This window comes from Candidatus Igneacidithiobacillus taiwanensis (assembly GCF_031962545.1).
Taxonomy (GTDB): Bacteria; Pseudomonadota; Gammaproteobacteria; order Acidithiobacillales; family Acidithiobacillaceae; genus Igneacidithiobacillus; species Igneacidithiobacillus taiwanensis.
Window position 1 is genome coordinate 1 of record NZ_JAVRKK010000047.1, and the last position, 14767, is coordinate 14767.

Genomic DNA, 14767 nt, shown 5'->3' on the forward strand with positions numbered 1-14767 from the left:
TCTCGTAGCACCGGAGTAATCAAACCAGCGCCGGTATCGACGGCAATGCCGACATCGACCCGACTCCGCGAGACCCAGCCTGTTGGCGTCCAGACCCCATTGAACCAGGGATCTTCCGCTACCGTCAGGGCACAGGCACGGGTGAGCGCCAAGGTAAAGCTGAGCCCCAGCTTTTTACCTTGGGAGTGTAGCGGATCCAAATCCACCCGCGTACTGATGCGAAAACTCGGTATTGCAGCTGCCGCCAGCATGTTACGAGCAACTGCCTCGCGCAGGACGCTGGGCTTGCCAATTTGATGGGGCGGACCATAGCGCAGGTCAATGGGGCGGGGAGCCAGAGCCGCCGCCAAGACCTCACGCGCATGTATTTGTCCGTCGGGACCCGGTGAGATTTGCTCGATATCGAGTCCCAGATCGCGGGCAAGACCCTTGGCGTAGGGCGAGGCACGGACAGCGGAGTGTGGCAGATTTCTCGCGCTGGACGCGGCGGGAGCCGGGCGCGGGGTTTCGGGTGGAGCAGATGGAGGAACGGATGCGGAAGCACTCTCTGGCATCATCGGAGTGGGCGTAGGTGATTCTGGTGCAGTAGCTGCGGTTGGCGGCGCTGCAGTAGACGCAGAGGCTTGGGGTAGGGCAGCGGCGGACCCCGTGCTGGCTGCTACGTTCTGTAGCGTCGCGCAGTCCCCCGCAGCCTGGCTTGCCGCAGGGCTATCGACCAGATAAGCGATGGGCTGGCGCACCGGAATGTCTTCCTCTACTGGTGCCAAGGGGCCGGCAAGGAAACCATCGGCAAAGGCCTCAACATCGAGAATCGCCTTGTCGGTCTCTACCTCGGCAATCGCCTCGCCCTTGTGGACGGGATCGCCCACGGATTTGTTCCAACGCGTCAGCCGCCCCGTTTGCATGGTATCGGAAAGCACCGGCATGAGGATTGGCTGCTTCATGAAGATTCTCCTGGGACGAGATTGAGCACAGCGCGGGCGGCCTGCAGAATGTCCCCCTGCCGGGGGATGCTCGCCGCCTCGAGCTTCGCGTTGAAGGGAGTCGGTATATCCAGCCCAGCCACCCGCTGGATCGGTGCATCGAGGCTATAGAAGCAGCGCTCCTGTAATTCTGCAGCCAGCTCTCCGCCCACGCCGCCGAAGCGACAGTCTTCTTCCACAATTAGACAGCGATGAGTGCGCTGAACGGACTCGACGCAGGTGCTCCAGTCAATGGGTGAGAGGCTACGCAGGTCGATGACCTCCATTTCGATGCCTTCGGCATGCAGCGCTTGCGCCGCCTCCAGGGCGAGAGGCAGCATGCGCGAGTAGCTGATACAGGTGAGATCCCGACCCCTGCGGCGGATCAACGCCTGATGGAGGGGCGGCGCGCTGGCATGGGTATCCATTTCGCCCTTGCTGAAGTAGAGCAGTTCGTGCTCGAGCACGATCACCGGATCATCGCTGCGGATGGCCTGCCGCAGTTGCCAGTACGCGTCCTGAGGCGTGCTAGGCACGGCAATGCGCAATCCCGGCACGCTCAGGAACATCGACTCTAGGCGCTGGGAATGCTGTGCCCCCAATTGGCGAGCAATACCCCCGGGCATGCGGATGGTCAGGGGCATGGGAAATTGACCACCGGACATGAAGGGAATTTTTGCCGCCATGTTGACGATGGAATCCATGGCAAAGAGAGCGAAGTTGATGGTCATGATTTCTACCACGGGCCGTAGCCCGAGCATGGCCGCACCGACCCCAAGACCAGTAAAGCTATTTTCGGAGATGGGCGTATCGCGCACGCGCCACTCGCCATATTTGGCCATCAGCCCCTCGCTGACCCGATAGGTGCCACCATAGAGGCCCACATCCTCGCCCAGGGTGAAAACGGCATCGTCGGCGGCAAGCTCGGCATCTAGGGCTTGATTCAGGGCTTGCCAATAGAGGATCTCGCTCATGCTTGGGCCTCCAGCAAGGTTTCTAGGCGATGGTTGCGTGCCAGAATGGCCTGCGTCTCTTCCATACTGGGCTCCGGACTCTCCTCGGCAAAGCGCCGGGCATCGTCGATTTCTGCCTGCACCTCTGCTTGCAAGCGCGCGAGCGCTGCCTCGTCCAGATGACCCTCTTGGCAACAGTGGTCGCTGTAGCGCTGCAGGCAGTCATTGCCGCCAGCGGCCAAGTCCGCGGTGCCCGGATAGCGCAGCTGGACCTCGTGCAGGGCGGCAGAGATGGGATCGGCTGCCTCGTAGGCCTTTACCTCCACCTCTGGCCGATAACTGCCGGGATCGGCCATGGAATGGCCACGGAAGCGATAGGTGGTCAGCTCGAGAAACTGTGGGCCATCGCCGCGGCGCACCCGCTCCAGGGCGCGTTGCGCCGCGGCATGCGCCGCCAGTACCTCCATGCCATCGACCTGCTCGGCAGGGATGCCATAGCTGCAGGCCCGTTTGTAGACGTCGGTAATCGCGGAATGGCGATGGATTTCCGTGCCGATCTGATAGTGATTGTTCTCGCAGACGAACAAAATCGGCAGCTTCCAAAGCGCGGCCATGTTCAGGCTCTCGTGGAAAGTTCCTTGGTTGACCGCGCCGTCACCAAAGAAGCAGATCACCGCTTCCGGCAGACGCCGGTAGGCCACGGCATAGGCTGCCCCCAGGGCAATCGGGAAGGTCTCGCCGACAATGGCATAGCCCCCAAGAAAACGCCGCTCACGATCGAAGAGGTGCATGGAACCACCCATACCGCCGCTGACCCCGGTCTTTTTTCCATATAGCTCGGCCATGATCTGCCGGGCGGGAATGCCGCGTACTAGGGCATGCACGTGCTCGCGGTAGGTGCTGACGACATAGTCGCCGGGTTCCGCCGCATGCAGCACCCCAACGGCAATGGCCTCCTCGCCGGGATACAGATGCAGGAATCCAGCAATTTTGCCTTCGGCATAGCCTTGGGCCGCGGCCTCCTCGAAGGCGCGGGCACGCAACATATCGCGCAACAGGGCAAGTTTCTGTGTGCTATCCATGCTGAGGCTCCGAAAGTAATTCATCGAGGGTTTGGGAAAGGGGTACGAGGTACATGAGGGCGGGACCGCCGTGCATGAGCACGGCCTGGAAAGCGGCACTCATGATGGCGTCACGACTCGCGCCTGCGGCAATGGCCCCTCGGCAATGCAAGGCAATGCACCACTCGCATTGTGCCGCCACGGAAAGGGCGATGTTGATCAATTCCTTTTCGGCTGTGCTCAAAGCCGGATTACCTTCGGCTTTGCCCATAAAGCCCAGAAAGGAATTGATTTCTGCAGGATAATCCTGTTTGAGGCGGTCCAGCAGCACATGAATCTCGTGTAAACGGTCCGTTGCGGTCATACGTGTTCTCCTTGCGGTTGAAGGTCAGGCTGGAGGATCGGAAGGGAGCAGAATACTGTGCCCGGTCATAGCGTTGGGCTGAGGTTGCCCCAGCAGTTGCAGGACGGTGGGGGCGACATCGGCAATGCCACGGCCAATCCCCAAAGACACGGCAGGTTCGCCAATGTACAGGAAAGGCACGGGGTAGACAGTGTGCTCGGTGTGCGGCAAACCAGTTACCGGATCCACCATTTCATCGCAGTTGCCGTGATCGGCGGTGAGCAGCACCGTAAAACCGGCTTTTATTGCCGCCTGCACGACCCGATGAAACTGCAGATCGAGGGTCTCCACCGCGCGCAAAATGGCAGGGGTCTTGGCGGTGTGGCCCACCATATCGCCATTGGCAAAGTTCACCAGCACAAAGGCGTAGTGACCGCTCTCGAGGGCGGCAATGACGCGATCCGCCACCTGCGGCGCGCTCATTTCTGGCTGCAAATCATAGGTTGCCACCTGCGGCGAGGGGATGATCTCGCGATCTTCTCCCGGGAAAGGTTCTTCCCGTCCGCCGTTGAAAAAATAGGTAACGTGGGGATATTTCTCGGTCTCGGCGCAGTGAAACTGACCTAGCCCGGCGTCGCTGATGACTTCCGCGAGCACCTGCTCCGGGATTTGTGGCGGGAAGAGTACCGGGAAGGGAAATTCGTCGTTGTAAGAGGTCACGCAGAGCACCGGGCGTGCGCCTTCGCTCCCGCGATCAAAGCTTGCAAAATTTGGCATGCCCACAGTCGCGCTGAGTTGCCGCATGCGGTCGGAGCGAAAGTTGAAGAAAAAGACCTGCTCACCCGTGCGGTGTTGGCTTGGATCACCGATGACGGTGGGTTGGATGAACTCATCGGTCTCGCCACGTTTCCAGGCAGCGTGAATGGCGGCGACCGGATCGTTTGCCACTGCACCCTTACCCTGGATGAGGGCCTCCCAGGCCTGCTGGGTACGATCCCAGTGGCCGGCCCGATCCATTGCCGTATAGCGGCCACAGACCGTCGCGATGCATCCCCGCCCCAAGGTCGCAAGACAATCCAGCACGGCGCGGGCGTAACGATTTGCGCATTGCGGCGCGGTATCGCGACCATCCGTAATCATATGCACGATGGGCTCCACTCCCGCCTGTACGACCAACGGTAAGATCTGAAGCAGATGCGCAATTTGCGAATGAACCCCTCCGTCAGACACCATACCCAACAGATGGAGTCGTTTCTGGTCGCGCAAAAAATCTGACTAGGCAGGGATCTTCGCAAAACTGCCATCGTCGAGACTCTCGGAGATGTGTACCAGATCCTGGAGGAGCACCCGGCCAGAGCCCAAGGTCAGGTGCCCGACTTCGGAGTTGCCAAACTGCCCGTCAGGCAAGCCTGCCGTCCGTCCCGAAGCTTGCAGAGCAGTATGGGGGTAGCTCGCGAAATAGTGGTCCAGATGCGGCGTGCGCGCCTGCGCCCAGCCGTTGAAGGCGCGATTGGGATTCAGGCCAAAGCCGTCAAAAATCACCAAGAGCACATTTTTTTGCGGTGCTGCTGCGGATTGCGTTTGCACGGCATCCTTCTCCTCTGCGAGCCATTGCCCCTCAAGTGCAGACAAGTTCTGTACCTATTCGGGGCGCCTACCGGATAAACCCTGCGTCTTTCCAATAAAGATATAAGAGAATCCGATGATACATTTACTATAGCAGAAGAATGCGGGGGTGTCGGGAGTAAGCTTGGGGCTAGGCTTGCTTTCCGGGCCCCTAGCGGCAGGTTGGACGCTGTCTGCAACGCTCACGCGACCGGTCCCAAAGGTTTGCTCAAGATGCGCAAAAAGCGCCAATGCCGCGGCGTATTGAATTCTAAGTGCTTATACACCCGCAGCTTGGCCCAGTCTTCGATAAAGATCCAGATAATGCAGTAGCCCCAGACCGCACCGGCTTCTGCCCAGCTGATGGATGGCACCAATCCCATGGGGTAGACCACAAAGAGGGTGGCGGCAGCCTTGGTGACAATGGCAGACCAAAGGAGCGTGGCCGATGGCCAAGGCTGCTGAAGAAAAGGCTTGCGCGTGCGGGCAATGAAGAGGGTGAGATGCCCGGCAACCGCCAGCTTCAAAAAAATCAGCGTTTGTAAATGCGGGATGTCCATGTGAAAGAGATCCATGGCAATAAGCATCATGCCAAAGGTCTCTACTACGCCAATCAACCCCAGCACCGTCGATACGGTCAGTACCCGTCGCATGTCCCAGCGTACCGGCCTGGAATCGAGCCAGGTGTTGTCGGTAGCAATGGCCATGATGGGAACATCGTTGAAGAAGGCGAGAAGGATGATCATGATCGCCGTAATGGGATAAAAATTGAATGCCAGCATGGCGAGGACCACAAAAACCATAATGCGTATAGTCTCGACGATGCGGTAGATGGCATAACTGTTCATGCGCTCAAAGATCCGTCGTGCCTCATCGACGGCGCTGATAATGACGTTCAGGCCGGGGGCCATCAGCACCAAGGCGGCCGCCGCCCGCGCCGCATCCGTTGCACCGGAAACAGCAATCCCCACATCCGCCTGTTTGAGGGCTGGGGCGTCGTTCACGCCATCACCAGTCATCCCCACCAAGTACCCCTCTGTTTGGAGTGCCTTGACGATGCCATACTTGTGTTCAGGGAAGACTTGGGCAAATCCATCGGCAGCGGCGATTTTTTGGCGTAGCTCAGGGACGCTCTGGCGAACATCGGCATGCTCGGCAAAGATTTGATCGGCGGGCAGGATTCCCGTCCCCAGCCCCAGCTCGCCGGCAATTTCCTTGGCAATGGCGACATTGTCGCCGGTCACCATTTTTACCGAGATGCCGTGGGCTTGAGCCTGGGCGATGGTATCTTTGGAATCCTCCCGCGGTGGATCGAAGAGGGGGACCATGCCTAAAAACTCCCAATCTGCCACATCTGCTGCCTTGCGTGCTACGCCCAAAGTGCGAAAACCCTTTTGCGCTAGGGCCTCGATCCGCGTTTGCAGCGTCTGTAGCTGTGTCGGCGCCAAGCCTCGGCAGAGCCCGAGGATCACCTGCGGGGCGCCTTTGCTTACCGTCCAGACGCTACCATCGGGAGCCTGAACCTGTGCCTCGGTGCGCTTACCGACGGGGTCGAAGGGGATGAAATGCTGTTGTTGCCAGCCGCCTAAAAGCTGCTGATTGCCTGCCGCCGCGAGTACGGCAAGGTCGATGCTGTCTTGATCCTCGGCCTTGGAAGCCAGGGCAGCCGCGCGCAGTACATCGTCCTTGTCTACCCCAGCTGCTGTCTCGATCTCGCCCAGGGTCAGGCGATTCTGGGTCAGGGTGCCGGTTTTATCCGAGCAGAGGACCTGCATGCCTGCCATCTCTTCGATAGACTCCAATCGAGTAACGATGGCACGCATGCGCGAGAGCTTCAGAGCGCCCAGGGCCATGGTTACCGACAACACCGCTGGCATGGCGACGGGAATGGAGGCCACTGTCAACAGCAGGGCAAATTGCAGCAAGATCAAAAAGGATTCGCCGCGGAAGAGTTCTACGGTAATCAGTATAGCAACGAGACCAAGGGCAATATAAATAAGATAATTCCCAATCCGTAGTACCGCCTTTTGAAAATGCGATACGGCACCCGCTTGTTGTACCAATCCTGCCGTTTTGCCAAAAAAGGTGTGCATGCCGGTGGCAGTAACTACCGCTAGCATTTCGCCCTGCTTAACGATAGTCCCCGAGTAGCCAAGATCGCCAGTTTTCTTGCTCACCGGCAAAGATTCACCAGTAAGCGCTGATTGGTCGACGCTAAGATAATCTCCGTCCAAGAGCTGGACGTCCGCTGGCACGATGTCGCCTAGGCGGATACGTATGACATCGCCTGGCACCAATTGGTTGGCAGCGATCTCTTCCCATTGTTCATCGCGCAAGACCCGCGCCTTGAGAGCCAGCTGATTCTTCAGCGCCTCCAGAGCGTTAGCGGCTTTGTACTCCTGCCAGAAACCAATGGCAGCATTGAAGCAGAGCAAAAGCACGATGATGGTTAAGTCTGTCCAATGTTGTACCAAAAGAGAGAGCAGTGCGGCCACCTCGATCATCCACGGAATGGGTCCCCAGAAGTAGCCAAAAAGCCGCCGCAACGGACTGATTTTCTTCTCTTGTAGCGCATTTTGACCATAGTGCAGGAGGCGTTCCTTCGCCTCTGCCTGCGTAAGACCGGCGGCACTACTTTGCAGTTGCTTCAGCGTTTCCGCAATGGATGGTGGATTTTTCTCGGTGGCCATCTGTCATGCCCTCCCTTAACCGCTGGTATGTGACATATGTTCTATGGGCACCTCGAAAAACCCTATTTTCGGCAAGAAATAATCAGCATCCCGTTGATTTTGCGTCTACGAGAATTACCCAAAAGAGGTTTTTCGAGGTGGCCCTATATCGGAGGATTATAGCTTATTTTTGACGGAGCAGGCGAATGGGTAGCCCGGTGTCTGCGAGCACCGCTATGGGTTTACTGTCCTACAGGAACAAAGCGTACGGCGATGGCGACTCTCCAAATCGATCCGGCCTGTGGTGCTCCATGCGCACCTACTTGCAAACTGCCGCCGGCGCTGCACCATGTCTGACCATTCCCGCTTGGGATCCCGGAGGCGGCGGGCAGGGGCAAGGTAGGCTTCCCCCGCTGCCGTTAGGCGAACACCGCGACCCATCCCGTAATAGAGGGGCTCCCCGGCCAGTTCCGTCAGTCTCTGCAGTCGTTCACTGATGGCTGGCTGACTCCGGTGCAGGATTTGCGCGGCTTTGCTCACGCTGCCGCTCTCTGCCAGAGCGAGAAAGGACTCGAGGAGCTCCAAGGAAGGAGTAGATATCGCCATAGCCGATAGTTTCTATCATAACTTCTATTGGTCCGATAGCTTTGCCATTGCTAGGCTCCGCTCTGGATTTTTGCAGAGCTGCCATGTTTCACATCCTTCATCGCCAGTTACACTGTTCGTTTTATCCATGCAGCCACCCTTTGCGCACACTGTTCTTCACATGATATACAGATATTAAAATGTGGTACAATTCTACTGGTGCAACAGCATCTCTGGGTGCTCATGATTTTCACGGAGCCGTGCAAAATAGTACACCTGGCTTACCACAATCCTATAAAATCCAAATGGGCACGGGTTTTTTCGTCTCCATTTTTGATGATTACCGGGCACCTCTAATAACCCCAAATTTCTGCACGGACAACAGCGCAGCTCATTGATTCAACAGCACCAGAGTTTTGGCGAGATGGGTTTTTCGAGGCCCCCTACTGATTAATAAATCTGGACGACCTGGAGACAAGCTTCATAAAAGCCTTTTTTCTGCAAAGATATAGCTGTTCTGCCTTCTTTCTTTGAGCTGCGACTAGTTGCATCTGGGCACCAATAATATAACGGTTTACTCCTCCTTCAAGAGATGGTTTACAATGGGCGACCGTTATTATAGTTTCGCAGGTTATAGCACAGGACAGGACTTCGAAACTCGCTAAAAACATCTCTCCAGAGGCAAACGCCTTGTCAGCGTAAAAACTGATACCGGATGGCGTGATATCGCGGAGTTTTCCTGCAATGGACTGCCCATCCCGATGTCGAAGCAGTATGTCTCCATCAATAGGGATCCTTTTATCTTTTCGGTCATTGCGCTGGTATATTACGCTGGGGACGGAAAAATGTTCCTGTCCTTGCTGACGATATAGAAAGCTCGACAATCCCATGCTGATAAAGCCACCTTGTTTTATGACGAGCAAGGCACGCCGGTAGGCATTATCTTCCTGAACCTTATTGCGCGCGGGCGAGAGGATAAGATTTTTTAACTGGTTGTCGCACCCCTCAAAAATGTAGGGGTTCCCATTATCGTTGACGTCAGCTGAGAAGATGACGGCAGCACCTCCTCCTCTGTTGCAGATTTGGCTCTCAAAAAGTCCCGTACACATTTTGAAATCCGATATAAAACGCTGCATATATGATGCCAGGTCCATGCCCGACCGCAGCGGTAAGAGCAAAGCAAGACTAGAGTGATTGTTTGTTTTCATTTAGTTACCCATCAAATTATGAAGTATGTAATTTGGTAAACATCCACCAAAGAGAATATAAATGACTTACACTGTTGTCTCTGCAGAAATTTGTGGTTATTCGAGCCACACAAGGCTCTCTCGGATCTCTGGCGGTCCATTCAGGCTGTGCATGGCAACCGCACGAGAATCTCATGACTGTCTGTAGAGCGTTAGTTTGTAACCATCTGGGAGGTTGATGGTGACGCTCTGATGAACCCCAAGTTGAAATGCCTCATATCCAGTTGCTTGTTCCAATAAAGTATTTTTGCCGGGGATATTTTCGCCAATCTTGGCGATTTTATATATCAAATGAAGTTCATCTGGCTGCTCTTTGGATCCGCCAAAAATGATAAAGTTTGCTCCTGTAGGTATATTTCCTGTGCGCGATTCGTAAGTATAATCTGAATTGTGCGAAAAGCTTATTTCACTTTCTGGACCAACATATTTTTGTATTCCGTGATGTTCATAGAATACTACGGTCTCCACCAACCCTAAGCGAGAGCTAATAATGTTATCACCATCAGCTATAGTAGCAATTAATACTGGCGTTCTTGAGGCGCGCGCTGCCGGCGAGGCGAGACAACTTAATGCTGCAAAAAGTGTTGTTATTATTATGATTATCATATGATAGATATCATTAAAGTTATTTTTATAACGAACCAAACCTGATAACGTATTTAAAAAAGAAGCCGGTATTTTTGTTTTCATTGTTTTTTAGTCATCGCTCCAAAGATGGTAATTGGGATAAGCGACACGATCAAGTCTACAGGTTTATTTGATCATGATTATGAAATTGCTTCTAAAAATAGCAATTGCAAGATTTTTTTACATTGATATTTATCAATTTTGGCCTTTAGGAGACCTATTGTCTTGAATCCGTGACCCCGCAATTACGTTACTGGGGCGCCTCGATAACCCCCATGCTCACTCCAATTTTGGTAGAAAGGCAACAGGCTGGACGCAATGGGGTAGACGGGATGATTGCTCGCAGGACTGCGGTGACGAACGATCTGTTGGCAGATGACGGTTACGTCCAGAAGGTGGATACCATTGGGGATCCGCTGCAGAAGATCAAGGTGGTAGTCGACTTCGCTCCTTTAGCGCAAGCGGTAGAGAAGATCGCTCCCCGTCCAGAGCAGCCCAAGGGTGGGCGTCCTCCCTATCCCACCGAGGTGATGGTTCGGGTCTTGGTGGTCAAACGTTTGCACGGCCTTTCTGACGAGCAGACCGAGTTTCAACTGCTGAATCGTCGCAGTTTCCGGCGCTTCTGTGGCCTCGAGCCTTCCCGCAATATTCCGGATCGGACCACAATCTGGAACTTTGAGAATCGGATTGGGGGGAAGGGGTCACGGCCCTGTTCAACGAGTTGGACCGACAGATTCGTGCTCATGGCCTGAAGGCTCGTGCGGGGCAGATCGTGGATGCCACCTTGGTGCCTGCCCCCAAGCAGCATTTTACCCGGGAAGAGAAAGAAGTCTTGGAGCAGGATGCCATGCCTGCCGACTGGAAGCCGGCAAAGCGACGGCAGATGGTAGTGGTCTACAACATGCGCCATTTGGCCTTTCTGGGGACGTAATGCGTCCAAAGGTCAGAAAATAGGGCATAAAAGCCTACAATAGGGTGAGAAACCGGCTCAAAAATCCATTTTCGAGCCTCGGCGGGTTTCTTCATGCCGTGTTGTCTGATTTTGGGGGTTGATCGAGGTACTTTTTAGTACCAGAATCGGCAGATTGCCGGTCAGAGAAAACAAGTATCACCCGACCTTTCTTTCCGATTTTCTCTCATCATCCTTATATGGATGCCTCCATTTGAGCAAGTCGACGTTCGATGTATGACGGTAAGGTCAAAGTGCTGCCTTATATCCGGCCTGTTATGCAGGAGGTTCCTGCTGGCCCTGATGAAATCCGCTGAAAGGGACCTTATCTTTATTGCGTCCTTTTTTGGGACAAGTTTGATCCAGGCTCTCCCTTCCCCGGTCTGACCTGTTATGCCATCAATCGTGCCTACCTGCGCAACTGTGAAACTATAAAAATGCCTATTCGACTATCGTCGTGTAATCAGGCGACGGCTACCGCCATTGGCTTGTAATTCGGGTCATACTAGCGGTTTTTGGCCAGCAACGCCCAGATCGTTCGAGCCATTTTATTGGCTTGTGCTACGACGACCACATTGTGGGGCCGCCGACAACGTAATTTGTCGATCCAGGGATTTCGACCCCTGGTCTGGCAATTCACCGCGGCTCGCGCCCCATGGGCCAATAGGGTTCGGAGATAGGTATCTCCGCGCTTGCTGATACCCAACAGTCGAATCTTGCCGCCAGTACCGGTCTGCCGTAGAACCAACCCCAAGAACGACGCGAACTCCCGACCAGAGCGAAAGGACTTCATATTCCCCACTGTAGCCACGATAGCCGTGGCAGTGAGTAGCCCCACGCCAGGGATCGCCATCAAACGGGCCACCGCTTCCTGGTCCTTTTTCCATAGCCTCAGCCGTTTCTCGATATCGGCTATGTCTTTGTCGAATTCTGCCAGCCGCTGGATCTGACGCCGGAAGGTCTCTAGTGCCACGGCCGATAGCCTGTCCTCCAACGTCGAGAGAGCACCGGGGATCTCCTTGAGACCTTTCTCGCGGCCTTGGGGAAGATCTACACCAAATTCATAGAGCAGCCCCCGAATCTCATTCACCTGCATAGTCCGGATCTTGACCAACTGTTCCCGCATGCGATGCAAGGCCAGAACGGACTGCTGCTCCTCGCTTTTGACGGCGACAAAGCGCATGTCAGGACGCTGAACAGTTTCCCAGATCGCCGCTGCGTCTGCCGCATCGGTCTTGTTAGTCTTGACGAAAGGGCGCACAAACTGCGCCGCGATCAAGCGCACCTCGTGCCCTAGCTTGCCCAGTTCCCGCGCCCAGTAGTGGGCACTACCACAAGCTTCCATGGCGACAATGCCGGGATCGCGGTTCACAAAGAACTCGAGCAATTTGCCACGTCGCACTTGCTTGCGATGAATCTCGCCCGTCTTATGTCTTGGAACCAGTCCGTGTGGATTGGTACCCTTCGGCTGATCCCCGGAGCGAGGCAAGCAAGATTGACACTCGTCTAAGGACCTGATCCTGCTTGGGAGATTAATCACTTGCCTCACCTTTGCCAGCATGTTCGGTCGGTATCCAAGGCCTGCCATAGGCATGAGCCTGCACAGATAAGGATGAACCGGCATAGTCCGTAGGTCGCCACAATCTTCTGCAAGGAGATCGATATGACTGAACCCACTTTTTTTGTCGGCATCGATGTTGCCAAGACCAAGTTTGATGTAGCCTTGTTGACCCCGTAAGGGAAATATCGCAGCAAAGCCTTTCCCAATGATCCCACAGGTCACCAGCGCTTCGTAGCCTGGCTGGACCAACATGAGGCCCGTGAGGCCCACCTATGCATGGAGGCCACCGGCGCCTACGGACGGAATTTGGCATGCTTTCTGGCGCAACAGCAGCTCCTGATCAGTGTGGTCAACCCAGCCCAGATCCATGCCTTCGGTAAGACCGAGCTGACCCGAGCTAAAACGGAAGGGCCGATGCCCGGCTCATTGCCCGGTACCCTTGCGCACGCGAATGCTGATGGCGTACCCGACGTGACGGGTGGTCCGGCCATCAACCGCTGATCCCTTGCGTTTGCGAGCCACATGGGGCGTGACGTTGCGGTCCCGTAGATCCTGCACGAATTCGTGCCGGTCATAGCCTTTGTCTGCTCCCAAGGTAATGCGCTCCGCGCCACCCAGATCATCGATGAGCTGTACAGCGGCATCCACCTCTGCCGTGCTATCCGCCGTGGTGACCTGCTCCCCGGCAATCAGCCCATGCCGGTTGTCCATCAGCACGTGCCCCAGATAACTCAACCGCGAGGCATCTCCTGGCGCCTTCTTGTAGAGGCGGCAATCAGGATCGGTGATCGAAGCGTGGGTTTCATTGCTGCGTTTTTGTCCACGGAAATCCGAGCCATCACCTTGCCGGTCCTCAGGATCTTTGGGCTGAAAGGATTTCTGTGAGGCCCAGGCTTCCAGCAAGGTACCGTCCACAGAGAAGTGTTCCTCGGAAAGCAGACCCTGATTACGTGCCTGCTCCACCACCGTCTGGAAAAACCGTTGCACGGTACCGTTGTCCAGCAAGCGCTCCCGGTTCTTGGTGAAGACAGTCGGCACCCCCGGTTCGCCTGTCTGGTCAGTTGTTTCTCCCGGATTTCTTCCTCGATGCGGTAGAACTCGCGGATCTGTCGGAGCGCTTCTGTCACCCGCTCGGGTTCGTGTAGACCCACGAGTTACAGTCTTCCCTTCGCGCCCTCCGTCTGTCCGGCATTCTGGAAAGCCTGGAGGCGCGCAACCGCTAGGCCATCGACGGGCAACTGGCCTACACCGAATTCCTCGCGCTGCTGCTCCAGGATGAGATCGCCCGACGGGACCAGAAGCGATTCGACACCCTCTTACGCCAAGCACAGTTCCGGAACCACAAGACCCTCGAAGACTTCGCCTTCGATCGTCAGCCGAGCTTGAACCGAAGCTTGGTCCACAACCTGGCTACCGGCCGCTACCTGCGGGAAAAGGCCCCGGTCCTCATCGTCGGCCCCTGCGGTACCGGCAAGAGCCACCTGGCCCAGGCGTTGGGCCATTGCGCCATCCGCCAGGGAGTAGATGTCCGGTTCATGAGCCAAAGCGCCCTCGCGGGAGCTCTCCATGCCGCCAGGGCCACCGGTACTTACGACCGGGTCTTCCGCCAACTGGCCAAGGTCTCTCTGCTCATCATCGACGACCTCATCGGTGCCCGGTACGAGCAGGCGACTACTATGGTGACCAGCAATCTGGATTTCAGCGAATGGAGAGATGTCTTCCCAGCCAACCGGATGCTGGGGGTGGCCACCATCGATCGGCTACGCCACGGCGCCTATCGACTCATCCTGGAAGGCGAGAGTTACCGTGCTCCCCAACCCCTACCCGAGGTGCCCAAAAAGCCGGTTGCAAAAGGGGCAAAAATCGCCCAATCTTGACCCCGTTCGAGACCCCGATTTCGACACTTTTCAGTGGCGCCATTCTGCCGGCCGGTGACACGGACCAATTTATCCCTGGTAGGAGCAGTAGCGTCGCCGCTTTGTCGCCACGACCAGTTGCTCCTGCCGCATCAGGCGCCGAACGACTATCTCGGAGACGACATGGCACTTCCGAGCCAAGAGCGCCTGGATCCGGCGATATCCAAAGCATCGATGGTTCTGCTCAATGAGGTAGCCTAGGTCTTGTGGACACTCCCGATTGGATACAATGGATCGAGGAGGATGTTATGACTAGGAAAGTACCGCCGTACCCGAAGGAGTTTCGGGC

11 protein-coding genes and 5 pseudogenes are annotated in these 14767 nt (G+C 56.0%); 3 read left to right on the forward strand and 13 right to left on the reverse strand.

Annotation, left to right across the window (positions count from 1 at the left end; all coding sequences use genetic code 11):
• From RTI30_RS07780 to RTI30_RS07825, 10 genes are all read right to left on the reverse strand, one after another.
• A partial coding sequence (locus RTI30_RS07780) for a 2-oxo acid dehydrogenase subunit E2 (RefSeq protein ID WP_312283588.1) occupies positions 1-944 on the reverse strand: 944 nt, incomplete at its 3' end.
• Positions 941-1936 carry an alpha-ketoacid dehydrogenase subunit beta gene (locus tag RTI30_RS07785; RefSeq protein WP_312260806.1) on the reverse strand — a complete coding sequence of 332 codons (996 nt, stop codon included), beginning with the start codon at positions 1934-1936 and terminating at the stop codon, positions 941-943. The genes RTI30_RS07780 and RTI30_RS07785, both read right to left, overlap by 4 nt.
• Positions 1933-2997 carry a thiamine pyrophosphate-dependent enzyme gene (locus tag RTI30_RS07790; protein WP_312260808.1) on the reverse strand — a complete coding sequence of 355 codons (1065 nt, stop codon included), beginning with the start codon at positions 2995-2997 and terminating at the stop codon, positions 1933-1935. The genes RTI30_RS07785 and RTI30_RS07790 overlap by 4 nt, the downstream gene beginning before the upstream one ends.
• The gene (locus RTI30_RS07795; RefSeq protein ID WP_312260810.1) at positions 2990-3340 is read right to left on the reverse strand and encodes a carboxymuconolactone decarboxylase family protein; all 351 of its coding nucleotides are present in this window, start codon (positions 3338-3340) and stop codon (positions 2990-2992) included. The genes RTI30_RS07790 and RTI30_RS07795 overlap by 8 nt, the downstream gene beginning before the upstream one ends.
• 24 nt (positions 3341-3364) lie before the next feature.
• Entirely contained in the window at positions 3365-4585 is a 1221-nt protein-coding gene (gpmI, locus tag RTI30_RS07800; RefSeq protein WP_312260812.1) for a 2,3-bisphosphoglycerate-independent phosphoglycerate mutase, read from the reverse strand.
• Between the two features lie 9 nt (positions 4586-4594).
• On the reverse strand, positions 4595-4906 hold the full coding sequence (locus RTI30_RS07805; protein WP_312260814.1) for a hypothetical protein: 312 nt from the start codon (positions 4904-4906) through the stop codon (positions 4595-4597).
• A 221-nt stretch (positions 4907-5127) separates the two neighbouring features.
• Complete coding sequence (locus RTI30_RS07810) at positions 5128-7614, reverse strand: plasma-membrane proton-efflux P-type ATPase (protein ID WP_312260816.1); 2487 nt, start codon at positions 7612-7614, stop codon at positions 5128-5130.
• 213 nt (positions 7615-7827) lie between these two features.
• Complete coding sequence (locus tag RTI30_RS07815) at positions 7828-8199, reverse strand: LysR family transcriptional regulator (protein WP_312260818.1); 372 nt, start codon at positions 8197-8199, stop codon at positions 7828-7830.
• A gap of 422 nt (positions 8200-8621) precedes the next feature.
• A complete protein-coding gene (locus tag RTI30_RS07820) occupies positions 8622-9386 on the reverse strand; it encodes a PilZ domain-containing protein (protein WP_312260819.1) in 765 nt (254 codons plus the stop codon).
• Between the two features lie 171 nt (positions 9387-9557).
• Entirely contained in the window at positions 9558-10115 is a 558-nt protein-coding gene (locus RTI30_RS07825) for a hypothetical protein (RefSeq protein ID WP_312260820.1), read from the reverse strand.
• 269 nt (positions 10116-10384) lie between these two features.
• Here RTI30_RS07825 and RTI30_RS07830 point away from each other — a divergent pair.
• Positions 10385-10935 (forward strand): annotated as a pseudogene (locus RTI30_RS07830) (transposase); the annotation flags it as partial.
• 571 nt (positions 10936-11506) lie between these two features.
• Here RTI30_RS07830 and RTI30_RS07835 read toward each other — a convergent pair.
• Positions 11507-12430: pseudogene (locus tag RTI30_RS07835) on the reverse strand (IS110 family transposase); the annotation flags it as partial.
• A gap of 330 nt (positions 12431-12760) precedes the next feature.
• Between RTI30_RS07835 and RTI30_RS14300 the strand changes: the two are divergent.
• Positions 12761-13063, forward strand: a pseudogene (locus tag RTI30_RS14300) (transposase); the annotation flags it as partial.
• Here the strand turns inward: RTI30_RS14300 and RTI30_RS07840 are convergent.
• Positions 13001-13609 (reverse strand): annotated as a pseudogene (locus tag RTI30_RS07840) (IS5 family transposase); the annotation flags it as partial. The pseudogenes RTI30_RS14300 and RTI30_RS07840 sit on opposite strands and share 63 nt — an antisense overlap.
• 191 nt (positions 13610-13800) lie before the next feature.
• On the opposite strand from RTI30_RS07840, the gene RTI30_RS07845 reads away from it, so the two are divergent.
• Entirely contained in the window at positions 13801-14439 is a 639-nt protein-coding gene (locus RTI30_RS07845) for an ATP-binding protein (RefSeq protein WP_312260822.1), read from the forward strand.
• Positions 14440-14511: 72 nt separating this feature from the next.
• On the opposite strand, the pseudogene RTI30_RS07850 reads toward RTI30_RS07845, so the two are convergent.
• Positions 14512-14658 (reverse strand): annotated as a pseudogene (locus RTI30_RS07850) (IS3 family transposase); the annotation flags it as partial.
• Positions 14659-14767: the final 109 nt, after the last annotated feature.